The organism is Gilliamella sp. A7 (assembly GCF_002142015.1).
Classification (GTDB): Bacteria; Pseudomonadota; Gammaproteobacteria; order Enterobacterales; family Orbaceae; genus Gilliamella; species Gilliamella apis_A.
The window spans coordinates 59,553-84,734 of the sequence record NZ_NASN01000005.1; the positions used below are offsets into that span (position 1 = coordinate 59,553).

General features: G+C 35.9%; 24 protein-coding genes, 1 tRNA gene and 1 other RNA gene. 8 read left to right on the top strand and 18 right to left on the bottom strand.

Features of this window, described 5'->3' with window-relative positions; translation table 11 throughout:
• Positions 1–79: 79 nt before the first annotated feature.
• From cas3f to B6D18_RS02745, 10 genes are all read right to left on the bottom strand, one after another.
• A complete protein-coding gene (gene cas3f / locus B6D18_RS02705; RefSeq protein WP_086363022.1) occupies positions 80–3,403 on the bottom strand; it encodes a type I-F CRISPR-associated helicase Cas3f in 3,324 nt (1,107 codons plus the stop codon).
• Positions 3,400–4,353 carry a type I-F CRISPR-associated endonuclease Cas1f gene (cas1f, locus tag B6D18_RS02710; RefSeq protein ID WP_086363023.1) on the bottom strand — a complete coding sequence of 318 codons (954 nt, stop codon included), beginning with the start codon at positions 4,351–4,353 and terminating at the stop codon, positions 3,400–3,402. Before cas1f ends, cas3f begins: the two co-directional genes overlap by 4 nt.
• Before the next feature lie 588 nt (positions 4,354–4,941).
• Positions 4,942–5,694: a TSUP family transporter gene (locus tag B6D18_RS02715; protein WP_086363024.1), complete on the bottom strand. Its 753-nt coding sequence runs from the start codon at positions 5,692–5,694 to the stop codon at positions 4,942–4,944.
• Between the two features lie 2 nt (positions 5,695–5,696).
• Complete coding sequence (gene aroC / locus B6D18_RS02720; RefSeq protein WP_086363025.1) at positions 5,697–6,764, bottom strand: chorismate synthase; 1,068 nt, start codon at positions 6,762–6,764, stop codon at positions 5,697–5,699.
• A gap of 35 nt (positions 6,765–6,799) precedes the next feature.
• Complete coding sequence (prmB, locus tag B6D18_RS02725; RefSeq protein ID WP_086363026.1) at positions 6,800–7,693, bottom strand: 50S ribosomal protein L3 N(5)-glutamine methyltransferase; 894 nt, start codon at positions 7,691–7,693, stop codon at positions 6,800–6,802.
• Positions 7,694–7,844: 151 nt separating this feature from the next.
• A tRNA-Ser gene (locus tag B6D18_RS02730) sits at positions 7,845–7,932 on the bottom strand.
• A gap of 67 nt (positions 7,933–7,999) precedes the next feature.
• On the bottom strand, positions 8,000–8,089 hold the full coding sequence (locus B6D18_RS12970) for a YnhF family membrane protein (protein WP_144063944.1): 90 nt from the start codon (positions 8,087–8,089) through the stop codon (positions 8,000–8,002).
• Between the two features lie 30 nt (positions 8,090–8,119).
• Positions 8,120–10,192: a carboxy terminal-processing peptidase gene (gene prc, locus B6D18_RS02735; protein WP_086363027.1), complete on the bottom strand. Its 2,073-nt coding sequence runs from the start codon at positions 10,190–10,192 to the stop codon at positions 8,120–8,122.
• A 9-nt stretch (positions 10,193–10,201) separates the two neighbouring features.
• Positions 10,202–10,738: an RNA chaperone ProQ gene (proQ, locus tag B6D18_RS02740; protein ID WP_086363028.1), complete on the bottom strand. Its 537-nt coding sequence runs from the start codon at positions 10,736–10,738 to the stop codon at positions 10,202–10,204.
• Positions 10,739–10,804: 66 nt separating this feature from the next.
• Entirely contained in the window at positions 10,805–11,161 is a 357-nt protein-coding gene (locus tag B6D18_RS02745) for a DNA-binding protein (protein ID WP_086363029.1), read from the bottom strand.
• 179 nt (positions 11,162–11,340) lie between these two features.
• On the opposite strand from B6D18_RS02745, the gene B6D18_RS02750 reads away from it, so the two are divergent.
• From B6D18_RS02750 to rnpB, 3 genes are all read left to right on the top strand, one after another.
• Positions 11,341–11,613, top strand: a complete 273-nt coding sequence (locus B6D18_RS02750; protein WP_086363030.1) for a helix-turn-helix transcriptional regulator — start codon at positions 11,341–11,343, stop codon at positions 11,611–11,613.
• Positions 11,614–11,830: 217 nt separating this feature from the next.
• Complete coding sequence (locus B6D18_RS02755; protein ID WP_086363031.1) at positions 11,831–12,193, top strand: hypothetical protein; 363 nt, start codon at positions 11,831–11,833, stop codon at positions 12,191–12,193.
• 196 nt (positions 12,194–12,389) lie between these two features.
• An RNA gene (gene rnpB, locus B6D18_RS02760) (RNase P RNA component class A) lies at positions 12,390–12,778 on the top strand.
• A gap of 2 nt (positions 12,779–12,780) precedes the next feature.
• Here rnpB and B6D18_RS02765 read toward each other — a convergent pair.
• From B6D18_RS02765 to B6D18_RS02790, 6 genes are all read right to left on the bottom strand, one after another.
• A complete protein-coding gene (locus B6D18_RS02765) occupies positions 12,781–13,470 on the bottom strand; it encodes a DedA family protein (RefSeq protein ID WP_086363032.1) in 690 nt (229 codons plus the stop codon).
• 30 nt (positions 13,471–13,500) lie between these two features.
• Positions 13,501–14,958, bottom strand: a complete 1,458-nt coding sequence (gene tldD / locus B6D18_RS02770) for a metalloprotease TldD (protein WP_086363033.1) — start codon at positions 14,956–14,958, stop codon at positions 13,501–13,503.
• A gap of 102 nt (positions 14,959–15,060) precedes the next feature.
• Positions 15,061–16,536: a ribonuclease G gene (gene rng, locus B6D18_RS02775; RefSeq protein WP_086363034.1), complete on the bottom strand. Its 1,476-nt coding sequence runs from the start codon at positions 16,534–16,536 to the stop codon at positions 15,061–15,063.
• 12 nt (positions 16,537–16,548) lie between these two features.
• Positions 16,549–17,040: a rod shape-determining protein MreD gene (gene mreD / locus B6D18_RS02780; protein WP_086363035.1), complete on the bottom strand. Its 492-nt coding sequence runs from the start codon at positions 17,038–17,040 to the stop codon at positions 16,549–16,551.
• Complete coding sequence (gene mreC / locus B6D18_RS02785) at positions 17,027–17,869, bottom strand: rod shape-determining protein MreC (RefSeq protein WP_086363036.1); 843 nt, start codon at positions 17,867–17,869, stop codon at positions 17,027–17,029. Before mreC ends, mreD begins: the two co-directional genes overlap by 14 nt.
• A 115-nt stretch (positions 17,870–17,984) precedes the next feature.
• On the bottom strand, positions 17,985–19,028 hold the full coding sequence (locus B6D18_RS02790) for a rod shape-determining protein (RefSeq protein WP_086363037.1): 1,044 nt from the start codon (positions 19,026–19,028) through the stop codon (positions 17,985–17,987).
• A 371-nt stretch (positions 19,029–19,399) separates the two neighbouring features.
• Here B6D18_RS02790 and accB point away from each other — a divergent pair, with 371 nt between their 5' ends.
• The 3 genes from accB (at position 19,400) to B6D18_RS02805 (ending at position 21,948) form a co-directional block, all read left to right on the top strand.
• On the top strand, positions 19,400–19,855 hold the full coding sequence (accB, locus tag B6D18_RS02795) for an acetyl-CoA carboxylase biotin carboxyl carrier protein (protein ID WP_086363038.1): 456 nt from the start codon (positions 19,400–19,402) through the stop codon (positions 19,853–19,855).
• Between the two features lie 41 nt (positions 19,856–19,896).
• Positions 19,897–21,243 (top strand): acetyl-CoA carboxylase biotin carboxylase subunit, encoded by a 1,347-nt coding sequence (accC, locus tag B6D18_RS02800; RefSeq protein ID WP_086363039.1) that lies wholly within the window; start codon positions 19,897–19,899, stop codon positions 21,241–21,243.
• Positions 21,244–21,309: 66 nt separating this feature from the next.
• On the top strand, positions 21,310–21,948 hold the full coding sequence (locus B6D18_RS02805; RefSeq protein ID WP_086363040.1) for a bifunctional 4-hydroxy-2-oxoglutarate aldolase/2-dehydro-3-deoxy-phosphogluconate aldolase: 639 nt from the start codon (positions 21,310–21,312) through the stop codon (positions 21,946–21,948).
• Between the two features lie 55 nt (positions 21,949–22,003).
• On the opposite strand, the gene B6D18_RS02810 is transcribed toward B6D18_RS02805, so the two are convergent.
• Both B6D18_RS02810 and B6D18_RS02815 read right to left on the bottom strand, forming a co-directional pair.
• A complete protein-coding gene (locus B6D18_RS02810) occupies positions 22,004–22,774 on the bottom strand; it encodes an ABC transporter permease (protein ID WP_086363041.1) in 771 nt (256 codons plus the stop codon).
• Positions 22,767–23,711, bottom strand: coding sequence for an ABC transporter ATP-binding protein (locus tag B6D18_RS02815; protein ID WP_086363042.1), 945 nt, complete (start codon positions 23,709–23,711; stop codon positions 22,767–22,769). Before B6D18_RS02815 ends, B6D18_RS02810 begins: the two co-directional genes overlap by 8 nt.
• A gap of 149 nt (positions 23,712–23,860) precedes the next feature.
• Here B6D18_RS02815 and mog point away from each other — a divergent pair, with 149 nt between their 5' ends.
• Together mog and argR are read left to right on the top strand one after the other, a co-directional pair.
• Entirely contained in the window at positions 23,861–24,439 is a 579-nt protein-coding gene (mog, locus tag B6D18_RS02820) for a molybdopterin adenylyltransferase (protein WP_086363043.1), read from the top strand.
• Positions 24,440–24,635: 196 nt separating this feature from the next.
• On the top strand, positions 24,636–25,094 hold the full coding sequence (argR, locus tag B6D18_RS02825) for a transcriptional regulator ArgR (protein ID WP_034905059.1): 459 nt from the start codon (positions 24,636–24,638) through the stop codon (positions 25,092–25,094).
• Positions 25,095–25,182 lie beyond the last annotated feature (88 nt).

Below are 25,182 nucleotides of genomic sequence, written 5' to 3' on the forward strand. Positions count from 1 at the left end.
ATTTTCTATAAAAATAGTTGAGGAAACACCTTTTTTTAAATATAAAATTTTTCTAAAAAATAATAAATAACCTCTCCTTTTAACCTCTATCTTTATAAAAACCAAAATAGGGATGAAAGCACCAGCGTGTTTCGCTATTTAAATTAATAGTACAAAATTCATTAGCTAGCCGATAATGATTTTTATCTGGAAAATATTCTGCTATTTGAGTAATCGCTTGCTCAACGGTGTTGATAAGCCATGGCTGTATCAATGGATTGGTAAATTGCCAATTATCATATTTAAAATTGTAATTTTGTGTATCTTCACACTGTTCGTTTGGTTTTTGCCAAGCGATTTCGGCATAACTAAATCGGTATTCACCATTGTCATCAAGTTGGCAAATATACTCATCTTGTGGTTGCTCTTGCAGCCTGAAAGGCGAGATTAACTGTAGATGAACACAATGGTGATGTGCCAAATCAGTTTGCCAATAACTGGTAACATAATTACTTTTGCGCGCATTGATTGGAAATAAATTTGCCATAACCTTATGTTCTAGTTCTGCTAATGTTAAGCCTGCTTGCGAATCAGTCATAATACGAGGAATCGCATTAATATTTGCTAATTGTTCTGACGTTATCAGTTGCTCAGTCTTATGTGTTTTTAATAAAAATAATGGTTTTTGTTCAAATCCCGGTTTAGTAAAACAAGCGCTATTAACACCTAAATTGTTGCCGTTTTTCATCGCTTCTAAATTACTGCCTAGAATCGCCACATTAGCACTTTCGGCTATTTTTTCCGGTCTATGCCGCCAAACTCGTCCTACTAACTGAATAATTGAACGCATTGAAGATGGCTCAACAATTGCCCAATCATAATCATGATCACGTCCAACTTCAGTAACCGGTGTGCCGATGACGATAAATATGTGATGTTGTTTATCACTGTTTTTTATTGCTGCACGGATTTCAGGTTGATCAAATAATTTATTAGCATCACTACGGTTTAAAATTCTATCCAGTTTTTCTTCTAATTGACTGCGCAATAGTAGCAGTTGTCTGGCATGATAAACCACCAGATGAAATTGAACATTTGCCGGTAACTCAGTTTGCTGGTAGATTTGCTTGGTGAGCAACATCACATCATCAATGTGCGCAAAGCGCATTAAACCAACACTAATTTTTTTGTTGGTTTGCGGATCATGTTGATGGTGCTGTAAATGAAAATGATAAGCTTGATCTAATAACTGTTGCGCCAATAAAGCATAGCCTGCATCTAAATTTTCTTTTTTATTGAATGGGTAATTTAATAATTCTAAAATTTGCCCTCGACGGCGAATTACCCCTTGTTGCAACTTCGCTATTCTTGTTTCGATAAACTGCGTATGATGATGTTTAAAATTAACCGTATCAGCTATTTGTTCAACTGACTGCTGATATTCATCAAACCATCCACAAATAATCCCCTGATTAGACCTTCCTGTATTCTGATTCCAAATTTTGCGACCGGCTTGATAAGCATCGAATAAACCAGCAATTAGATCTGGCGTTAAGGTAGCCGATGAGAGTAACACTTTACTGCCATAAAGCCCGGCTAAATAAACTAACCTTGCCAAAGCAGGTAAATCTCGCTGATCAAAATCATCCGGTTCATCTAAAATTAAATCCGCTGTAAGCAACCTTAAGGTAGGGGCGATATATTTGCCACCTCGGAGACATTCGCTAGCTTGCATTAAGTGATCAACGGTACATGTCACAATCGGCGCATAGATCAACTGACGAGCCTTACTGTTTTCGATAATGGTACCAAGCTCACAGTCAGCAATACCACTCTCTGCCACATCAATATATTCATCGACTAATGATTCTGTCGATTCACAACCAAGCGTTTCGGGATTTATCTCATTTTCATTTTTAGTAATTTGCGGCTGATTTTCTAACTCAAATAGGGTCTTTGTTGCTCGCCCCCCAACCAAAATAGCCAAATGCTCATCAGTTAAATGCAATCTTTCTCGTAACGCTTTACCTGTTTGTAAAGTTAATACTCGTAATCCTAAAGCAATCGTAAATCGTACCCCACGCTGTGGATTTGATAATGCATACATAATTCGCCCATTAGCTAAGGTTTTACCACAGCCAGTCGATGCCATATTGACGCCAAAAAAGCCATTATCCTCACTTAACTGTTGATAACTTTTAGCCAAATCAAAAGCATGGTTTTGCCATTGAAAGCGTTTAATCGTAGTGCGCTGCGTAAATGGTTTATGCTGATTAATTGCTGGTAATTCAGCGTTCATTTTAGGTAATAAGCGAGCAAAACGAGCGGTAAAATTAGCAACACCTAATAGATGATCATCTAATCGTTGATTGGCTTGCTGACTTTTATTGGTATTGGCGATAAGAATATCTTCAACCTTTTGGGCTTCTTCGTCATTGATTGATATGCTGGAATAGTTATGGTCAGCAACCATAAGACTTAATCGTGATAGATGTAATAATAATGAATCAATATTGGTTAATTGCATTAAAGGAGGGTGATTAATTGCCTTGCTTGCATAGCGACTTAATTTTTTAAGCCAAGATTGGCTTAAGGTTATATCACTTTTAAGTTGCCAAAAATCGGCACTGTCTTCAATATTAAAATTTCTAACCCATTGTTCAACTGCTTTAAATGTTTTAAAAAAGCTTTTTATTGTGAGACCCGAAATATCGAAATCATCTTTTTGTTTATTTTGACAATCTTTATATCTAACTGGCATTAAAAAAGGCATGCGATGGTGTGACACAATTAACCAGCCAATCCATTGGGCCAATAATGGCAATTGAGAGAGATCGTTTTTTTCTGTCTTTGCTAGCTCTTTATACCAATCAGGTGTAATTTGTTGATGATCAGCAAAATTAGCTAAACGGGTTAAAACCTCTTGATTAGTATTACAATCACGAATCATCAATAAGAATAACTGTAATGAAATCCACTCATGACGAAACGGATCACCTGCCAGTCGACTTTTACGTAATTTATCTTGAAAACCGACTGTCGCTTTGCCCAAATCATGCAATAGCGCAGCAATGGTTGCGATAAGTTGGATAGATGTGGCATATTGCCAACTATTTTCACTATCATTGCGTAATATATTGCGCTTAGTACGATTAGTTGGCACTCGGCCTTGTTGATTAAATTGGCTTTTATCACCAACAATCCAGAGTAGATCGGTTAGATTTTTTCCATGCGTCCAGTAACAAGCAACGGCAGTATTTTTTCGTGCTGTTTTACGTAATAATTTATACAGTGTCTGTAAACCATCGGCAGTCATCGGCGTTTGCCAAGTTCGTTCACCACAACGTTCAGCAAACTGATCGATAATACGACGAGTCTGAGTTAATGCATTTTTCTTGCATTGGCTAACTAGCAAAATATTCATGTTTTATCTGCTATCTGTTTCAATGTATCAATAATCATATCCAGTGCACCTAATTGTGCAAACTGTGAAATACATGCTTGTCGAAATTCTTTTTCACTATCACCTTGTTTAGCTGATATAAAAGCTTGTGGTAACACTATGCCATCTTTAATAATATCAGCAGCATCAAATACTAGCCCTCCACGTCTGGTTTTGCCATGTAATATAGCCAAACCATGTGGTAAGCCTAATACCCAACAAGCTGTTGCACCTAATCCATAAGCTAAATAATTACCATGATCTAGAAATTGGTTAGCAGGATCATAATGCTTGCCTCGTGAACCTTGCTCCCGTTTAAAATTATCATCTTGTAAAGTAAGTTGATTTGCCATGCCATAAAGGCGTTTGCTGATGCGCCCTTCAGCAGCTAACAATGCTTGACTCGTTGCCGCATCTTGAAATTGTTTTTCAGCATCATTTAACAACGTAATGAGTTGCTTATCGTCAATTTGCCAATCAAATTTCGGCCAACATTGCTGAATGATTTTGAGTCGCTGTTGTTGAAGAGTTTTCGCAGCTTGTAGGCGGAGATTATCGTCAAACCAGAATTGACACCAACTTTGCAGATATTCGGTTGCACGATATTCACTTTGTGGCGAAAAAAATTGGCAGGCAAATTCTGATTCTGTCGAGGAAAATAGAGGCGTTCCCCCTCCCCCACAAAAGCCAATCATAACTCCTGCTCGGGAAAGTTCACGCACTGCAGCTTGAGTTAATGAAGTGCCGGTACCAAGTAAAATACAGCTAGTATTAGCTATTGGAATGTTCCAATATAATGACTGCTGACCTTGATCGGTCACATATTCAACTCGACCACCATTGACTAAAACTCGACAATGCTCCAAATAATAGATATTAGCACGCTTGGAATGTAGAATCGTTTTAAGATCAGACGAATGAATCAAATCCATGATAATAAGTAAATAAACTCAAATTCTAGATAGCAATAAATTAACATTGTTTTATGTATAAAACGAGTCTTTTAAATAATTATCTAAGAGATTTAATAAATGATTTTACCGCCTATACGGAGTTAAACCGTTCCATGTCAATATCTTTAATTACTTCCTTTTTCTAAACCACCTATACGGCGTTGAACTACCGTACGTGATATCGCCGTCATCACCGACATTTCTAAACCACCTATACGGCGTTGAACAAGCTCTGTTTGTAATAATAAAAATTTGACTATTTCTAAACCACCTATACGGCGTTGAACTAGAAACCAATATAATATAATCATTGTTCAAATAAAGGTAAATGACAATTTTGATATTAAAAACCCTTTTTTTGCGGTTAATTTCAACTATCTGATTTTTATCAGATTAATTTTGATGTAAAAAAAAGGGTTTATTATTAATTTAAAATATAGACTTTGGGAAATGCAAAAACCCCGTCCCTCAAAATGTTGAGGAACGGGGTTTTTAATTGGCTAATGTATTCTTGGTTGTTAGCTTATTGATTGTACTAAAACTGGTTCTAAATTTTATTAGCAATGATTAAAAGAAGTTTTCATAGATTAATTTGACACTCATAATGGTAGAAACGGTAATTAACATTGGTCTTATTAATTTTCGTCCTTTGGCAATAACCATTTTTGCACCTAATCTTGCGCCGATAAATTGGCCAACTAACATAACTAAACCAATTGACCATACCACTTCACCTCCAGCAATAAAGAAGATTAATCCTGCTAAATTAGAGGTAAAATTGAGTACTTTGGTATGAGCGGTTGCTTTAGTTAAATTGAATCCAGCCAGAGTAATATATGCGAGTGCATAGAATGATCCTGCACCGGGCCCAAAAAAACCATCATAAAAGCCAATAATCAACGCAGGAATCAAAGCAAACTGTAAAAACGAAAGCCGACTATTACGATCACTATCTCCGATTGTTGGTGATAGTAGAAAATAAAGTCCTACACTAATGGTTAATATTGGTAACAATAATTTTAAGAAATCCGCTTGTATATGCATGACTGATAATGTGCCAAGAGCGGAACCAATGAATGCACAAGCTATCGCCCATTTTTGCTGTTTTAAATCAACCATACGCTGGCGAATAAAATAGAAACTAGCAGAAAACGAACCGCCACAACTTTGTAATTTATTAGTGGCTAATGCACTAGCTGGTGGTAAGCCTACAGCAAGTAGTGCCGGTACCGTTAATAGTCCACCGCCACCAGCAATTGAATCAATAAAGCCTGCTAACGTCGCAATTAAAAAAAGTAAAACTAGTAATTCGTAACTCATGATTATTTTACATCACTACATTGAGCCCGATAGCGAAGATAATGATCCATTAACACGATAGCGACCATTGCTTCAGCAATAGGCACTGCTCGAATACCAACACAAGGATCATGTCTGCCATGGGTTGAAACTTCAACACTTTCACCATTAATATTAATTGATTGTCCGGCAATTTCAATACTTGGAGTTGGTTTTAATGCTATGCTACTAATAATAGTTTGGCCAGAGCTAATTCCACCCAAAATACCACCAGCATGATTTGATAAAAATCCTTGTGGGGTTATTTCGTCACGATTTTCACTACCACGTTTATTAACCGCAGCAAAACCATCACCAATTTCAACTCCTTTTACCGCATTAATACTCATTAATGCATGGGCAAGATCTGCATCTAATTTATCAAAGACTGGCTCACCTAGACCTACAGGAACATTTTCAGCAACAATACAAACTTTAGCGCCAACTGAATCACCCTCTTTTTTAAGCTGTCTTAATAATTGATCAAGAGCTTCTAGTTTACTTTCATCTGGACAGAAAAATGGATTTTGATCAACTTGTTGCCAATCATTTAATTGACATTGGATATCACCCATTTGTGCTAAATAACCACGAATAGTAATACCTAATTTTTCATGTAAATATTTTTTGGCAATAGCACCTGCCGCAACACGCATGGCAGTTTCACGTGCCGATGATCGACCACCTCCACGGTAATCCCGAATACCATATTTTTTTTGGTAGGTATAATCGGCATGGCTCGGTCTAAAAATATCTTTTATTTTGCTGTAATCTTGTGAACGTTGGTCGGTGTTTTCAATTAATAATCCAATACTGGTGCCTGTTGTTACACCTTCAAATACGCCGGAGAGGATTTTTACTTGATCAGCTTCTCGACGTTGCGTGGTATAACGAGAAGAACCAGGACGACGGCGATCAAGATCGTGTTGCATATCGGATTCGCTTAAATTCATTCCTGGTGGTACGCCATCAACAATGCAACCTAATGCAGTACCATGTGATTCACCAAAGGTTGTGACTTTAAATAATTTACCAATTGAATTTCCAGCCATAGTTCTTATTCCAGTTTTTTTATTTTATAGTTAATTTATTTAAAATAGTGCTGATAAGCCTTCAAGTCAGCCTGCGTGATTGCAAATACACCAAATCCACCATGCTCAAAACTGAGCCAGTTAAAGGGTACATCTGGATATTGTTCTTGTAAAGACACCCAGCTATTACCAACTTCACAGACTAATACACCATCAGGTGTTAGATAGTCACAAGCATCGTGTAAAATTCTTTTTGCTAAGTCTAATCCATCAAATCCTGCTTCGAGTGCTAATTTTGGTTCATATAAAAACTCGTCAGGAAGATCACTCATATCTTCATCATCAACGTAAGGAGGATTAGTCACAATTAGGTCATATTTTTTATTATCTAATTGATTAAATAGATCGGATAAAATTGGTGTAACTTGATACTGCATATCATGCAATTCAATATTAGTTTGAGCGACATCTAATGCTTCTAATGAAATATCGGTAATATCTACTTGAGCATCAGGAAATGCATAAGCACAAGCAATACCAATACACCCACTACCAGTACAGAGATCTAAAATATTTTTTGGTTCACTACTGATTATATCTTTAAACTGATTATTAATCAGTTCACCAATAGGAGAACGTGGAATTAAGACCCGTTCATCAACGTAAAAACTATGACCACAGAACCACGCTTGATTAGTTAGGTAAGGTGTTGGTAAGCGATCATTAATACGTTTGTTGATGATCTCATTCAATTGTTGTTTTTCATCATTAGTCAGATTTGCAGCATAAAACTCTGGGGGAATAAATAGTGATAGGCCTAGCGTAGCTAAGATAAGTTGTTTAGCTTCATCGATAGGATTATCGGTGCCATGACCTAAAAAGATATCGGATTGACTAAGTTGTGAAGTGGTCCAGCGTATATAATCCTGAACAGTGCGTAAGTTTTCCATATTAACTCCGAAAGATCATGGAGAGGAAGAGATTAATCATCACGTCAGGTCACTAAAGCTGAGGAAAAATGCCAAAACAATATTAATGGCATTCGTTGACAATGCTAAAGAACCTAATGGCTCTTTCCTTCGATGATTAAATAAACATTTATGGCGGTGAGGAAGGGATTCGAACCCTTGATACGTTGCCGTATACACACTTTCCAGGCGTGCTCCTTCAACCACTCGGACACCTCACCTTAATTTAGCCCTGCTTTTTGAAAGCAGGGTGCATACTATAATTATCTGCAAAAAATTAATCAAGTGTTAATTCATGCAAACGATGGTTCCGAATACTGTAAGAACAGATAAAATAAGAACCGCTGTAACTAATGCATATTTTAAATTGATACTCATAATACTTATTCCTTACTTTTAGTTTTATAACTATTCGATTGGTTTATCTAAAGAAAGAAATCCACCCCTAACTTTACTAGCCTCGATATTAGGATAATTTGGTATTAAATCGAGTAAAATTTCGACTGCCTCATCAAGAAAAGCATCTGGCTGTTTATAATCTTTAGGCAGATCTTTTAATTTAGTAATTGGTGCTAAACCAGCACGATTTAAACGCTCATTCATCCTTTTTAAATCACGATCATCACTAGCTTTTTGTTCGGTTTCTCGCTGTTTTTTATTCAAAGAAACCACATATTGATTATCTTTTTTATCATTAAATCGCTTAATATCCTCTTCAATATAATTAAATTCAGGATTATTAGCAATTCGAGCTTGATGCTGTGACTTCAAGTTAGCTAGCAATGGTTTAATATTAGCAACAGTTAAATAATCAGCGGATGGAATTTTATCCCACGGCATGGCATTATCTAAGAAGCGTTCGCCAGTTTCATCAATATATTGGCTTTTCGTCATTTCGATATCAGGTACCACTCCTTTTAACTGAGTGCTTCCACCATTAATGCGGTAAAATTTTTGTACTGTGTATTGCGCACCACCAAGTTCTGGCCATTTAGGATGCAATCGCACATCAACAGGATATGAAATGTTACGAGAGGTCTGTACAGTTCCTTTACCATAGGTAGTTTCACCAACAATAACAGCTCGACCATAATCTTGCATCGCAGCTGAAAAGATTTCTGATGCCGATGCACTATAACGATTGATCATGACAACAATTGGGCCTGTGTATTCAATACCTTTATTTTTGTCATTGTAAGTGGTGATCTTTTGTAAATTATCTCGCACTTGTACAACTGGACCACTGTCGATAAATAATCCTGTTAATTCAATTACTTCAGCTAATGAACCACCGCCATTATCACGTAAATCAATAACCAAACCTTGTAGGTTTGCATTGTTGGCTTCGAGAATTAACGATTCAACTTTTTTGGTTAGACCAATATAAAAACTCGGTATTTCAATAATACCGATTTTACCACGGCTATTATTGATAGTTTTCAATTTAGCTTCACGATCTTCGAAATGAATTTTATCACGAGTAAGTTCAATCACTTTCGATTTGCTGTTATTACCAGCGGGTAAAATTTCTAATTTTACTACAGTATTTTTAGGCCCACGGATTTTATCAACAATGTCATCTAAACGCCAACCGATGACATCTTCAATAGCAGAGTTACTTTGTCCTACACCGATAATTCTGTCGCCGACTGATAATAATTTACTTTTCTCAGCTGGGCCACCAGTCACAAAAGACATAATCACAGTATAATCATCTTGTTGGCTAAGCGTTGCCCCAATACCTTCAAAAGACAGACTCATTTCTGAATCAAAATCACGTTTTTTACGTGGTGCTAAATAACTAGTATGAGGATCGATTTCTCGCGCAAAAGCATTCATAAACACTTGGAAACAATCTTCATTATTAGATTGGACAATCGTTTTTAATACTCGTTGATAACGTTTAGTTAGAACTTCACGTATTTGGCTCTCATTTTTACCAGTTAAAGATAAATTTAACTCATCATATTTAACTCGTTTATCCCAATATTCATCGAGCTCTTTCTCAGAAATTGGCCACGCCATATCTTCACGTTTAAAATTTATTTGGTCTTTAGTATTAAAGTCCATCGGACGTTTTAAGACTTCAAGTGCATATTGATAACGATTGTAGCGCTTTTGCAAGAAAAGATTGTAAATATCGTATGCTGTTTTTAAATCGCCATCCATGAGTTCTTGCCCCAATTGTTCTTGACGATTACGGAATTTATTTACATCTTCTTGAAGAAAGATGATTTTATTACCATCTAACAGTTTGAAATAACGATCGAAAATTTTAGCAGAAAAGGCACCATTTAACGAAAAGTCACGGTAATGTGATTGCGTAAAAAAGTTGGTCACACGTTTGGCAACCACTTGATGTACTTCGTCTTGCTTTAAAACAGGAATTTGATCAGTTACCGATGGTTTGGCCTGAGCAGTTGTACTAACAAAACATAAAATGAGACCGAATTTAATAAAACTTTTCAGTAGCTTATTCATATAAATTCTCTATCTATTAACAATATGCTCAGGTTTGACCATCAATTCCATTCCAGCGCCCACTTTAACTTTGATATGTTCCTTTTCAATTGTAATGATTTGTCCCTTTATTGGTTTGTTACCAACATTAACTTTAACAAAATCACCTATTTTCAAAGTTCGTGGTTTCCTAGCCGGTTTTGGGGCCGCTTTACGTTTTTGTTTGGCACGTTCTTTAGCTTGCTCTTTGCTTTCTTTCAATTGCTGTTGAGCATGTTCCATTTGTTCTTTGGTGATAATTTCAGTTGGATTACCATCCAAATCAACACGATGTGCACCTTCTTTTATGCTATATAAATAACGCCACCCCATTGTATACCCTCTTAATGCAACACGGAGTTTAGTTTTACTTAGTACTTCACTATTTTCAAAACGAGAAAGGATATCTTGAAAGATGCCAATTTTTAAAGGCTTGGCTTCCCCTTCAATTGTAAAACAATTCGGAAACTGTTGAGCTAAATAAATAATAATCTCTTTACTATTCGTTAATTGAAACTGATTTTCCATTGGTTATTCCATCATAGCGACTAAAAATTTCTGACGTTAAAGTATATATCAGCTTATACAATAACACTAATTATCTTTTTTCGATTTATTAATAAAGGTAATAAAATCTTTAATACCATTACGCATTAGCCATGAACTAACAATTGTTTGCTCTTCTGTAGATAACTGTTCAAATGCAGTCATCCAAAGTTGCAGTGGATCTATTGGCGAAACCACATAAGTCGCACCCTCTTCTTCAAGACATAAAGCTTTTTTCACATCTATCGATAAACTACTTATATGATATTCAAGTGCTTTACCACGAACACCAGATCGTTTTCGAGAAGTCCACTTTTCAGCTCTTGCTTTACGGTTAATCCCTTGCGTAGTCGAAGGCATTCCGGCAATGCTTAATAGTTCTTTAGGTGAGAACCACTCTTTCATTTTAATTACCCTACTTTTAAGAAACAAGAAAAAAGTTATAGAAATTAAAGAAACTTTGTTACAATAAATAAGAAACCACTTATTATTAATGTTTAAAGTTAAATTATAAACTTACTGGTTTTGATAACAAGAAAGCATAACATAGATATTTAAGGTTATAAACTAAGAAGGATGAAAAAATGGAAATAAAATCTAATGACTGGCATAAAGCTGATATAATTGCAGCGTTAAAAAAGAAAGGCACGACACTGGCAGAATTATCTCGTAAATCGGGTTTGAGTTCATCAACATTGAGCAATGCATTAGTAAGGCCGTGGACCAAAGGGGAAACGATCATTGCCAAAGCACTTAATTTAAAACCTTCGCAAATTTGGCCAAGTCGTTATATTAATTCCATGACAAAACAACCAATTAAGCGAGTGTTAAGAAAAAAACAAGACGATACCGCATAAAACAATAGCTAAATAAAAATATTACATCCATTTTAAAAACAAATGGAAACATTAAGAAATATTATATGTTTCCATATATTATTTTTATTCTTTAATGTTAATAATTGTGATTACTTACTATTATTGAAATCTGTGATTCCATCATTTTCCACAACAATAAAGCTATGCTATGATTAGTTATCTTTTATTATAAATCATAATTAATAGGCAATAATCCATGAAAAACATTAGTAAAATTTTTATCATTCTATTTTCAATATTGGCATTAGCGGCATGTTCACACAATAATTATTTTGAACAAGGTACTCCACTTAGTCTCGAAGAAGTGAATAAGATAGTGGAAGGTTCAACCTCTGAAGTACAGCTTTTACATATGTTTGGTGAACCAACAACTAAAACAATTATCAATAGTAATGAAACTAAATGGACTTATAAATACCTGAAAAAGAGTTCAACCAGCCACGTTTTATTAGGTGAAACCAGTTACAATATTCTTGAAGGTACATTAGAAGTCATTGTTAAAGAAGGTGTAGTGACTTGGTTTAACTACACGCAAAATAATAAACAGAAAAAATGGTAAATCTAATTACCTATTAAGTAAGGCACATCCTATCGATGTGCTTTTTGCTTTATTTCCCTACGTCATACCAATCTAAAGCTGACTTATTTATCAAACATTAATTTTCTTATTGTTTAATTAGCTCTTTTGTACAGATTGCAACCATAATCCCTATTCTGTTCTGGACAAAAATAACGATTAGGTTATACTCTTTGCCGAAATTAACCAGACAATCGCTGCTTTGTTGTAGTCCCTTGCAAAAGGGAGACAAACAGAGGGGAGGAAAGTCCGGGCTCCATAGGGCAGAGTGCCAGGTAACGCCTGGGGGATTTTGGCGAGAGCTAAAATTCACGACTAGTGCAACAGAGAGTATACCGCCGATGGCTTAGTAATAAGATCAGGTAAGGGTGAAAGGGTGCGGTAAGAGCGCACCGCGCAACTGGTAACAGTTGTGGCACGGTAAACTCCACTCGGAGCAAGGTCAAATAGGGATTCATTGGCGCGGCCCGCGTTGAATCCGGGTAGACTGCTTGAGCTAATACGTGAGTATTAGCCTAGAGGAATGATTGTCCACGACAGAACCCGGCTTATCGGTTAATTTCGCTCTTTTACTTTTCTGTTGTATCTTGTTTCACTTGCTTTTTATTGCTCAACCAACGTTTAATGGCTAGCCAAATTGTAAAGAGCAGGCCTAATAGCAATAAAAATACTGGTATTAACATAAGTAACGACATAATTTGCTTTTCATAGGTTTTGAAAATCGGCGATAAACCGAATAGATAACCTAGTGTTACGATTAAGAAAATCCATAATGTTGCACTAATCCAGTTATAGATATGAAACTTGCGACTATGTAAACCCGATAATCCCGCCATCATCGGTAGTAAAGTACGCACAAATGCAATAAATCGTCCGATAAATAAGGCTTGTAATCCGTATTTATGAAATAAAACTTCTGATTTACGATGATATTTTTCGGGTAAATGCGCCATCCAATTTTGTACAATTTTGGTATTGCCAAGCCAGCGCCCCTGCGCATAACCAAGCCATGTACCAAATGCGGCGCCGGCAATTAGAATTAAATTTATTAGACCAAAATGAAAAACATCAAGACTAATCAATACGCCGGTTAGAAACAGCAAACTATCACCCGGTAAAAAGGCTGCCGGTAATACACCATTTTCTAATAAAATGATAACAAAAAGCATGCCATATAATATCCATAACACATTCGGATTTGATAGTGTTGCAATATCCATATGAACAAATGCTTGATAGAGTGTAATGATTGTATCCATTTAACTTAATTTCTCATTAATATATTATTATTAGTGGTTAATAGTACCACCTACCGTTAAATTATTCACTTTTAAAGTCGGTTGACCAACACCAACCGGTACACTTTGCCCTGCTTTACCACAAACACCAACACCTGAATCTAATTCTAGATCATTGCCCACCATTGAAATCTGTTGCATGGTTTCAATACCTGAGCCAATGAGTGTTGCACCTTTAACTGGCGTAGTAATTTTACCTTTTTCAATTAAATAAGCTTCTGAAGTTGAAAAAACAAATTTACCTGAAGTTATATCAACTTGCCCACCGGCAAAATTAGGGGCATATAAACCATAATCAACACTTTGAATAATATCATCAAAACTCGACGTCCCTGCAAGCATATAGGTATTTGTCATTCTAGGCATTGGTAAGTAAGCGTAACTTTCACGACGACCATTACCAGTCGAAGGACAATTCATTAATTTTGCATTGAGCTTATCAAACATATAACCTTTTAAAATACCATTTTCAATTAATACCGTTTTTTGGCTAGGTGTACCTTCATCATCAATAGAAAGCGAACCACGACGATTAGCGATGGTACCATCATCAACTATCGTACAAAGTTCTGAGGTAACTTGCTGACCAATTTTGCCAGAAAATACCGAACTATTTTTACGATTAAAGTCACCTTCTAATCCATGACCTACTGCCTCATGTAGTAATACGCCGGGCCAACCTGCACCTAACACCACAGGCATTGTGCCTGCAGGCGCTGGCTTAGCTGAAAGTAATACTAAAGCTTGGCGCACCGCTTCGCGAGTATAACTATCGATATGGCTTTCACCAGTTTTAACATTAGTCGTTAAAAAATAATCATAACCAAATCGGCCACCACCACCACTGCTACCTCGTTCACGTTTACCATCTTGTTCTACTAGAACTGATACCGATAAGCGAACTAATGGGCGAACATCAGCACATAAGGTTCCATCAGTAGCTGCGATTAAGATATCTTCATAACTACCAATTAAGCTTGCCGATACTTCAATTACTCTTGAATCGATCGATCGGGCTAATTTATCAACTTGCTGTAATATAGCAATCTTTTGTTCTTGGGCAAAACTGTTTATTGGATTTATCGAAGGATAAAGTGTGATATCTTCCGCAGTTTTAAAAGGCGTAACTGCTATAGGCGTTTGTTGTTTAGTAATTGAATTAGCAGCCAATACACTCTGTTCCAAGCGAGCTAATGACAATTGATCGGTATAAGCAAATCCAGTTTTTTCACCAATAATTGCGCGCACACCTACACCTTGATCTCGATGGAAAGAAGCATTTTTGATTATACTATCTTCAAGTGACCAACTTTCGTAATAACCAGATAGAAAATATAAATCACCAAAATCAATTTGTCTTGAACTTAACATATCAAGTAAATTCGCTATATCTTGATGATTTAAGTTATTTGGGTAGAGTAACCTTTCACTCACTTGAGTTACTTTCATAAATTCCTTAATTTATTAATTATAAAAATAAAAAACTTTGTTGCTGACTATCACTTATACATTAGTTTTTATTTAGTTTTATTGTTAATACAGTTAAACTAATTACATAAGTACTACATCATACTGTTCTTGTATATAAAGTGGTTCAACTTTTACTTCAACTCGTTTGCCAACAAAGACTTCAACTTCGGCTAAAGCATGCGACTCATCATTGGTTAATGCATTAGCTACTGCGGCTGATGCATAAACTAAGAAGTACTCCGAGCGATGAGCTTTATAAACACGGACAATCTCACGCAATATTTCATTACATACTGTTTCGACAGATTTAACAATACCACGACCTTTACAAGATGGGCATTCTTCACAAAGAATATGGCCAATACTTTCACGCGTACGCTTACGTGTCATTTCGACTAATCCTAAACCGGAGAAAGTATTGACAGATGTTCGAGCTCGATCCTTAGCTAAAAAATCTTGCAGCGATTGTAATACCCGTTCACGATGAATATTTTCTTGCATATCGATAAAATCGATAATAATAATGCCACCTAAATTACGTAATCTTAACTGGCGAGCAATTGCAATCGTTGCTTCAATATTGGTATTGAAAATAGTTTCTTCTAAATTACGATGACCAACAAATGCACCGGTATTAATATCAATGGTAGTCATGGCTTCGGTTTGATCGATAATCAAATAACCGCCGGATTTTAATTTGACTTTTCTATCTAGCGCTCTTTGAATTTCATTTTCAATATCATAAAGATCGAAAATTGGAATATTGCCTCGATAATGGGTTAGTTTGTTTGTTACTTCAGGCATAAATTCCTGAGTAAACTCAACTAACAAATCATAAGTTAATTTCGAGTCAACTAATATACGCTCAATTGGATCACCAACAAAGTCTCGTAATACTCGTTGCGATAAAGCTAGCTCTCCGTATACCAAATTTTTACTAACCGGACGAGCCATTCTTTCTTGAATTTTTGTCCATAGCCGTTTTAAAAAATTAGCATCTTGTTCAAGCTCATGAGCATTTGCCCCTTCTGCTGCCGTTCTAACAATAAAACCGCCTTCATCAGAGACATACTGTTCAACGATTTTTTTCAGCCGTTCTCGCTCTTCTTCAGATTCAATTCGTTGCGATGTAGCAACATGAGCCGAATTTGGTCCTGGCATTAAAACTAAATACCGTGAAGGTAAAGTTATGTCAGTAGTCAACCTTGCACCTTTAGTACCTAAAGGATCTTTAACCACTTGCACCATTAAATCTTGACCTTGGCGAACCAGTTCAGAAATATCTTTAACTTGAAATTGTTCTTGATCACTATCGGAGACACATTCCGTATGTGGCATAATATCTGAAGCATGTAAAAAAGCAGCTTTTTCAAGACCAATATCCACAAAAGCAGCCTGCATACCAGGTAAAATACGAATCACCTTTCCTTTATAAATATTGCCAACAATTCCTCGGCGCGACTCACGATCAACATGGATCTCTTGTAAAATACCGTCTTCAATATAAGCAACACGAGTCTCTGAAGGCGTAACATTCATTAATAATTCAACAGACATAATGATTCCTTTTTAATTGATAGCAAAGTTCCGTCTTATTATTCGTAAAAATAGATAAATTACTATCCATAATAGCCCATCAACACAACTAGATATTAAAATTAAAGGCGAAATCGTTATGGTGCGATAAATAGTAATCTGAAACAAAAATACCAAAAAATTGTAGCAAAGCGATACAGCAAAGATAACAATTGCTTGCTGCCAAAGAGCTAAATTACGAATCAACTGAAATTTAAACAGCAACAAGTAAGCCATACATGAAAAAATAAACGCATGAATACCGAGAATAGATCCAGAAAATAGATCCAAGACTATGCCTAGTATAAAAGCCATGCCCATTCCAATGCGATGAGGAAGTGCTATTAACCAATAAGCCATGATTAACATTAATAAATGCGGTTTAAACATATTATAATTAGCTGACCATGGGATAATCTGCACGCATAAACCTATTAACAGTGTTAACCAGATAATCAAAATACTAAATCGATTATTCCCCATCATGTTTTACTCCTTGCTCGCCCCATAATAACAATAGATAACGTAAACGTTTTAAATCCGCTGTAGGTGTAGCAGAAATAATTGGAGTTGAATCACTAATATCAAGTTTCACTGAGCTTACCACAGCAACTGGATAACCTTCAGGGAAGCGACCATCAAGTCCAGATGTGACTAAGACATCACCAACTTTAATATCAACATTGTTAGGTAAAAAATCAAGGGTTAAATCATTACTACATCCATTACCAACTGCTACCATAGAAATATCGTTTCTTAATACCTGTACTGGGATTGCATGTTGATAATCACAGACTAATATCGCACGACTGGTTGATTGAGCTGTTTGATAAATTTGTCCAACAATTCCTTTTTCATCTACGACTGGTTGGCCAACATAAACACCATTATTTTTCCCTTTATTGATCACAACTTGATAAACATAAGGATCAGTATCAGCTAATAAAACTTGAGCGGCCATTTTGTGTTCATCATGTCTTAATGGTGAACCTAATAATCCTCTTAGACGATCGTTTTCATGTTTCAAATGTTCAAGTAGTAATAGATCACTTTTCTGTTGCATTAATGTTTCTTGCAATTTGTTATTTTCATTAATTAATGCTTCTTGTGTTTTTGACATTTCATAAAGGGAATCAAATGATGATTTTGGCGCATTTGAAACATTATAAAGTGGTGAAATTATGGTATCTAAATAATAACGAACCTCTTTAAAAGGACGATAATTAATATCTAATACAATTAGCGTCAGAGCGAGTGTTAGTGCAATAAATAATTGTACACTCAGAGGCGAACGTTTAGAGAAAAGTAATTTCATTGTTTAGTATTTACCTGTTATATACTACGTAGCTAACTATTCTAATATATGACTCCGCCGACAATGTCGGCGGATAAAATGAAATAGTTGGTTACTTATTAGTAATTATTTAACGTTATTCTTCACTAAAGAGATCACCACCATGCATATCAACCATATCAAGTGCTTTACCACCACCTCGCGCTACACAAGTTAGTGGATCTTCTGCGACAGCAACATGGATACCTGTTTCAGCGGATAACAATTTATCAATATTACGTAATAATGCCCCACCGCCAGTTAATACCATACCATGTTCAGAAATATCTGAAGCAAGTTCTGGTGGGCATTGTTCAAGTGCTACTTTAACCGCGCTGACAATGCCACTTAAAGGTTCTTGCAATGCTTCTAATATTTCATTTGAATTTAAAGTAAAGCTGCGTGGCACACCTTCGGCTAAATTACGGCCGCGCACTTCAATTTCAAGCACTTCATCACCAGGATAAGCACTACCAATAAAGTGCTTAATTTTCTCTGCAGTTGCTTCACCAATTAATGCACCATAATTACGACGAACATAATTGATAATTGCTTCATCAAAGCGGTCACCACCAATACGTGCCGATGCAGAATAAACCACACCATTTAGAGAAATAACGGCAACTTCAGTTGTACCACCACCGATATCAACCACCATTGAACCAGTCGGTGCCGAAACTGGTAAATCAGCACCAATAGCTGCAGCCATTGGTTCTTCAATTAAATAAACTTCACGTGCGCCAGCACCTAATGCTGATTCACGAATAGCCCGACGTTCAACTTGTGTAGCTCCTACTGGTACACAAACTAATACTCGCGGACTTGGTCTTAAAAAACTATGACTATGAACTTGTCGTATAAAATACTGTAACATTTTTTCAGTTACGGAAAAGTCTGCAATTACACCATCTTTCATAGGTCTAATCGCTGCAATATTACCAGGTGTTCGTCCTAGCATCTGTTTCGCAGCATGGCCAACTGCAGCAACACTTTTAGGTGTTCCAGAGCGATCTTGACGAATGGCAACAACTGAAGGTTCGTTAAGTACAATTCCTTGCCCTTTAACATAAATAAGGGTATTGGCTGTACCTAAATCAATCGATAAATCATTTGAAAACAAGCCGCGAACTTTTTTGAACATAATAAAAACTCTTCCTAGAATTAATCTTGTTTGAATATATTTGAGTATTTAGAAGCAAACTAAGGCATCTACAGAATATATATTTCTAAATTTTATCCGATAAATAAGAGATTATTTAGCAGATAAAAACCACAGCCAGCCTCAATTAAAATTAAGGGTTACTATTGTATCGCAATTCTAAAATAATACCTAGAAAATAGTATAACAAGTGTTTGTAAAGGAGATATATAATGACAAATTACGATTTACAGTGTATCCTTCCGCGTTAATGTTGAGTTACAAACTTAGTATCGTATTAAAAGGCGACTTTTAAGATATTAAGTATTCATTAAAATAATTGTTATTTATATCAAATAAACACGGTGTAATTCATGGATATACGCAAAATTAAAAAGTTAATTGAATTAGTAGAAGAGTCAGGTATTTCGGAACTTGAAATCTCTGAAGGTGAAGAATCAGTTCGAATTAGTCGATCTATGCCTGCCGCAAACTATTCTGCGCCAGTGCAAAATATTCAAATCCCTCAGCCAGCTCCAGTTGTGGTTGCGCCAACGGCTGAGGCAGAGGTTATCGCAGATACCAATAAAATTAATGGTACTACAATAAAATCACCAATGGTTGGTACATTTTATCGTACCCCTAGTCCGGAATCAAAAGCATTTGTTGAGGTCGGTCAATCGGTAAATGTTGGTGATGTACTTTGCATTGTTGAAGCGATGAAAATGATGAACCAAATTGAATCAGAAAAAGCAGGGACTATTAAAGCTATTTTAGTTGAAAATGGTCAACCAGTTGAATTCGATCAACCACTATTCATTATTGAATAATCAGAAATTATTTATTAACTTAGACGATTAAGAGATTGAATATGCTTGATAAAATTCTTATTGCTAACCGCGGAGAAATTGCTCTTCGCATCTTACGAGCATGTAAAGAACTTGGAATTAAAACTGTCGCTGTTCACTCTTCGGCAGATAAAGATTTAAAACATGTTTTACTTGCAGACGAAACGGTTTGCATTGGTCCAGCAGCTTCAGCCAAAAGTTATCTTAATATCCCTGCTTTAATCTCTGCCGCCGAAGTAACTGGCGCAGCAGCTATTCATCCGGGATATGGTTTTTTATCTGAAAATGCAGACTTTGCTGAACAAGTTGAACGTTCTGGCTTTATATTTATTGGTCCAAAACCAGATACTATCCGCTTAATGGGTGATAAAGTATCGGCAATTGAAGCAATGAAAAAAGCTGGTGTACCATGTGTTCCAGGTTCTGATGGTCCACTTGGTAGCAATATGGACACTAACAAACAGATTGCTAAGAAAATTGGTTATCCAGTTATAATTAAAGCATCTGGCGGTGGTGGTGGCCGCGGAATGCGTATTGTTCGAGAAGAAAAAGACCTCGAGCAATCAATCAAAATGACTAAGCTTGAAGCAAAAACTGCATTTAATAATGACATGGTTTATATGGAAAAATTTCTTGAGAACCCTCGTCATATTGAAATTCAAGTGCTATCTGATGGCCAAGGTCATGCCGTTTACTTAGGCGAACGTGACTGTTCAATGCAACGACGACATCAAAAAGTAGTTGAAGAAGCACCAGCTGTCGGCATCACACCGAAAATGCGTAAATTTATCGGTGAACGTTGTGTAAATGCATGTATTGAGATTGGTTATCGTGGTGCAGGGACTTTTGAATTTTTATTTGAAAATGGTGAATTCTATTTCATTGAAATGAATACCCGTATTCAAGTAGAACATCCTGTTACTGAAATGGTGACTGGCGTTGATCTGATTCGTGAACAAATTCTTATTGCTGCAGGACAACCTTTATCTATCAAGCAAAGCGATATTGAAATTAAAGGTCATGCCATTGAATGTCGAATAAATGCTGAAGATCCAAAAACGTTTATGCCATCTCCAGGTAAAATCACTCGCTTCCATGCACCTGGTGGATTTGGTATTCGTTGGGAATCTCATATTTATGCTGGTTATGCAGTTCCTCCTTATTATGATTCAATGATTGGGAAGTTAATCGCTTATGGAGAGACCCGAGAAGTTGCCATTGCTCGTATGAAAAATGCATTAGCAGAACTGGTTATTGATGGTATAAAAACCAATATCGAACTCCATATAGAAATCATGAATGATGAAGGCTTCATGAAAGGTGGCACAAACATTCATTATTTAGAAAAGAAATTAGGTATTTATGAGTAAAAATAAGCCCTCACATTGTCGAGGGCTTATTGCTATATAGAAGTAAATAAAGTATAGGGAAGACATATGAAGAGTTGGAAAAAAACTGCTGAAGAAATTTTAACATTAGGCCCTGTTGTACCAGTTATTGTAATTGAACGTTTAGAAGATGCTGTTCCATTAGCAAAAGCATTAATTGCTGGGGGAGTTAAAGTTCTAGAAGTGACATTAAGAACTGAGTGTGCACTTGATGCTATTAAGAAAATTATCAAGGAAGTACCTGAAGCTGTTGTTGGAGCTGGTACAGTAACCACTGTTGAACAACTTAAACAAGTCACTGAAGCTGGCGTTGAGTTTATTATTACACCAGGTATTACAGATTCAATTTTAAAAGCAGCAGTTGAAGGTCCAGTGCCGGTTATTCCCGGAATTGCAACTATTTCAGAATTATTAACCGCTCAAGAATATGGTTTAACTGCATTAAAATTCTTCCCCGCAGAAATCAATGGCGGTGTTGCGGCGTTAAAAGCTTTTGCAGGCCCTTGCGGTTATATGAAGTTTTGCCCAACCGGCGGTGTAAATCCGAAAAACTATCGCGATTATCTCGCACTTGATAATGTTCTATGTGTTGGTGGAACTTGGTTTATCCCTACCGATGCAATAGCTAAAGGTGACTTTGCTAAAATCACTGAAATGGCTAAAGAAGCGGTTGCCGGTGCTAAATAATACTTTTCCGCCGACGTTGGTCGGCGGTTTATTTTTATTCGCTATTCTGATTTAATTAACTTCTAAGCCCTCTGCCACTTTCAATAAATTTCCACGCTAACAGATATAATATACTGACAAACAGTAACAACATTGAAAAAGTAATTATTAATGACACATCACTAACACCTAAAAAGCCATAACGAAAACCATTAATCATATAAACAATTGGATTAAGTTTAGAAACCCATTGCCAAAAAGTTGGTAACATGGTGATTGAATAAAAGACGCCCCCCAAATAAGTTAACGGAGTCAGCACAAAGGTCGGAATAATGCTAATATCATCAAATGTCTTGGCAAATACTGCATTTAATAGCCCTGCTAATGAAAACAAAATTGAGGTTAGTAATAAGGTAAAAATGACAAAAGGCCATGAATAAACTTGGTATCTTACAAACAATAGCGACACAATAGTAACTAAAACGCCTGTTAACAAGCCACGCATGACGCCACCACCAACATATCCCAAAATAATAATATGGGTAGGCACTGGTGCCACTAATAGCTCCTCAATATTACGTTGAAATTTAGCACTAAAAAATGAAGAACAAACGTTAGTATAAGAGTTTGTAATTACCGACATCATAATTAGACCGGGGACAATAAATGCCATATAGCTAAAACCACCCATGTCTCCAACTCGAGAACCAATCAAATTACCAAAAATAACAAAATAAAGTGACATAGTAATAACTGGAGGAATCAATGTTTGGATCCAAATCCTTAAAAATCGGGTAACTTCTTTACGCCAAATACTTTTTAAGGCAATCCAATATAAATTATTCATCAATATCTCCTTTAGCTTTCGTATCGTTATGTAATAAATCTACAAATAATTCTTCTAGTCGATTGGCTTTATTACGAACACTAATCACTTTAATATTTTGTTGATTGAGTTGTTCAAATAATTGATTTAATCCATGCTGTTTATCTACTTTAACCTCTAACATACCTGATTCAACATCAGTAAAAGTATAACCATCTAGCGAAATAGATGTAGCGGTCGGAACATAATCAATAATAATGGTTTCAGACTGACTTTTAGCTAACAAATCACGCATTGATGAATTAGCAACTAATTCACCACGCTGAATAATACCTATGTGGCGACATAGCATTTCAGCTTCTTCCAAATAGTGAGTAGTTAATATAATGGTAATACCTTGACGATTAATTTCTCGTAGAAAATCCCACATAGAACGACGAACTTCAATATCAACCCCTGCGGTTGGTTCATCAAGAATGAGTAATTTGGGTTCATGGATAAGTGCTCTAGCTATCATCAACCGTCTTTTCATTCCGCCAGATAACATACAGGCTCGACTATGACGTTTATCCCACAAATCCAAAATACGTAGATATTTTTCTGCTCGTTGCAGAGCTAATTTGCGTGGCAAGCCATAGTAACCGCCCTGATTGGTAACAATTTGTAAGACTTCTTCAAATTGGTTAAAGTTGAACTCTTGTGGGACCAGACCTAATTGCCTTTTTGCATTAACAATATCATTGTCTAAATCATATCCAAAGATTTTAACCTGCCCAGAGGTTTTGGTAACTAAAGAACTAATTATACCAATGGTGGTTGATTTACCGGCACCATTAGGGCCGAGCAAAGCATAAAAGTCTCCTGCTTGCACGGTCAAATTAATTCCTTTTAATGCTTCTACACCATTTTTATATTTTTTCTGGAGGGCTATGAGCTCTAGTGCGGGCGTTGATGACATAAAATGAATCCTAATTCCATAATTTGTATTTATATAATATGATATCATGTTTGACCGTTCGACAATATTGTTATGATTTTAAGATTAATTCAATTTTTAATGCTAACAATATAATGATTAGATGAATATAAGATTAAGGATTGCAGGTTATGATCAAAATTGGTTTGGTTTCAGTATCGGATAGGGCATCACAAGGTGTTTATCAAGATGAAGGTATTCCTGCACTGTTATCATGGTTACAGACAGCCTTAAAAACACCATTTATTACCGAACAACGTATTATTCCTGATGAACAGCTAATCATTGAAGAAACTTTATGCGAATTGGTAGATAAGTTGCAATGCCATCTAATATTAACTACTGGCGGTACGGGGCCAGCAATTAGAGATGTTACACCAGATGCAACCTTAGCAATTGCTGACCGATTAATGCCAGGTTTTGGTGAACAAATGCGACAAATTAGTTTGCATTTTGTTCCTACAGCAATTTTATCCAGACAAGTCGGTGTCATTAGAAAGCAATGTTTAATTTTAAACTTACCAGGCAGGCCTAAATCAATTAAAGAAACTCTTGAAGGAGTGAAAGATGAACAAGGAAATACTATTGTAACAGGTATTTTCGCAAGTATTCCATACTGTATTGATTTATTAGATGGCCCTTATATCGAAACCCATAATCATGTTGTTCAAGCTTTCCGACCTAAAAATGCTAGCAAATCTAATCTTTAATTTTATGCAAACATCATGCATAATTATGTAAATTAATGTTTTAACAGTGCTGGTAAGATTGATAATAGCAACATTACCTCAATGACCAATAATGACGTTATTTAAGATGATAATTAGCTAATTTTAGATAACTAGTTAATATGATTAATAAACATTACTGGCGTAATAGGTCATAAATTTAATTTAAAGGAACAGTATGAAACAAAATGATCTCACTAAAACTTTTAAAGAAATGTTATTACAAGAAAAGTTTAGTTCTCAGATAGGTATCGTACAAGCCTTACAGGAACAAGGATTTGATAATATAAATCAGTCCAAAGTATCCAGAATGTTAACCAAATTTGGTGCAGTAAGAACTCGCAATGCAAAATCTGAAATGGTTTACTGCTTACCAGCCGAAATGAGCGTACCAACCACCAGTAGCCCACTAAAGAATTTAGTATTGGATATTGATTACAACAGTTCAATGGTGGTTATCCGTACCAGTCCTGGCGCAGCTCAGCTAATTGCCAGACTGTTAGATTCAATTGGTAAATCAGAAGGAATTTTAGGCTCTATTGCAGGTGATGATACGATTTTTAGCACCCCAACTAAAGATTGTTCGGTTAAGAAACTGTATCAAACTATTATTGAATTATTTGAGCGAAGCTTATAAAAAAGAATTTATTTTAAGCCAGACCAATAATTTTTTTTAATATTTAAGCTATTGACACAATTGGTTAAATCGTTAATCCTATATAACA

Bases quoted from the DNA above. Each gene is read 5' to 3' on its own strand.
- aroC (WP_086363025.1), bottom strand. From the start codon at position 6,764: ATGGCTGGAAATTCAATTGGTAAATTATTTAAAGTCACAACCTTTGGT.
- accC (WP_086363039.1), top strand. From the start codon at position 19,897: ATGCTTGATAAAATTCTTATTGCTAACCGCGGAGAAATTGCTCTTCGC.
- B6D18_RS12970 (WP_144063944.1), bottom strand. From the start codon at position 8,089: ATGAGTATCAATTTAAAATATGCATTAGTTACAGCGGTTCTTATTTTA.
- B6D18_RS02745 (WP_086363029.1), bottom strand. From the start codon at position 11,161: ATGAAAGAGTGGTTCTCACCTAAAGAACTATTAAGCATTGCCGGAATG.
- B6D18_RS02750 (WP_086363030.1), top strand. From the start codon at position 11,341: ATGGAAATAAAATCTAATGACTGGCATAAAGCTGATATAATTGCAGCG.
- mreD (WP_086363035.1), bottom strand. From the start codon at position 17,040: ATGATGGGGAATAATCGATTTAGTATTTTGATTATCTGGTTAACACTG.
- prc (WP_086363027.1), bottom strand. From the start codon at position 10,192: ATGAATAAGCTACTGAAAAGTTTTATTAAATTCGGTCTCATTTTATGT.
- B6D18_RS02765 (WP_086363032.1), bottom strand. From the start codon at position 13,470: ATGGATACAATCATTACACTCTATCAAGCATTTGTTCATATGGATATT.
- B6D18_RS02755 (WP_086363031.1), top strand. From the start codon at position 11,831: ATGAAAAACATTAGTAAAATTTTTATCATTCTATTTTCAATATTGGCA.
- rng (WP_086363034.1), bottom strand. From the start codon at position 16,536: ATGTCTGTTGAATTATTAATGAATGTTACGCCTTCAGAGACTCGTGTT.
- mreC (WP_086363036.1), bottom strand. From the start codon at position 17,869: ATGAAATTACTTTTCTCTAAACGTTCGCCTCTGAGTGTACAATTATTT.
- proQ (WP_086363028.1), bottom strand. From the start codon at position 10,738: ATGGAAAATCAGTTTCAATTAACGAATAGTAAAGAGATTATTATTTAT.
- B6D18_RS02790 (WP_086363037.1), bottom strand. From the start codon at position 19,028: ATGTTCAAAAAAGTTCGCGGCTTGTTTTCAAATGATTTATCGATTGAT.
- cas3f (WP_086363022.1), bottom strand. From the start codon at position 3,403: ATGAATATTTTGCTAGTTAGCCAATGCAAGAAAAATGCATTAACTCAG.
- B6D18_RS02805 (WP_086363040.1), top strand. From the start codon at position 21,310: ATGAAGAGTTGGAAAAAAACTGCTGAAGAAATTTTAACATTAGGCCCT.
- accB (WP_086363038.1), top strand. From the start codon at position 19,400: ATGGATATACGCAAAATTAAAAAGTTAATTGAATTAGTAGAAGAGTCA.
- argR (WP_034905059.1), top strand. From the start codon at position 24,636: ATGAAACAAAATGATCTCACTAAAACTTTTAAAGAAATGTTATTACAA.
- tldD (WP_086363033.1), bottom strand. From the start codon at position 14,958: ATGAAAGTAACTCAAGTGAGTGAAAGGTTACTCTACCCAAATAACTTA.
- B6D18_RS02815 (WP_086363042.1), bottom strand. From the start codon at position 23,711: ATGTCATCAACGCCCGCACTAGAGCTCATAGCCCTCCAGAAAAAATAT.
- B6D18_RS02810 (WP_086363041.1), bottom strand. From the start codon at position 22,774: ATGAATAATTTATATTGGATTGCCTTAAAAAGTATTTGGCGTAAAGAA.
- mog (WP_086363043.1), top strand. From the start codon at position 23,861: ATGATCAAAATTGGTTTGGTTTCAGTATCGGATAGGGCATCACAAGGT.
- cas1f (WP_086363023.1), bottom strand. From the start codon at position 4,353: ATGGATTTGATTCATTCGTCTGATCTTAAAACGATTCTACATTCCAAG.
- B6D18_RS02715 (WP_086363024.1), bottom strand. From the start codon at position 5,694: ATGAGTTACGAATTACTAGTTTTACTTTTTTTAATTGCGACGTTAGCA.
- prmB (WP_086363026.1), bottom strand. From the start codon at position 7,693: ATGGAAAACTTACGCACTGTTCAGGATTATATACGCTGGACCACTTCA.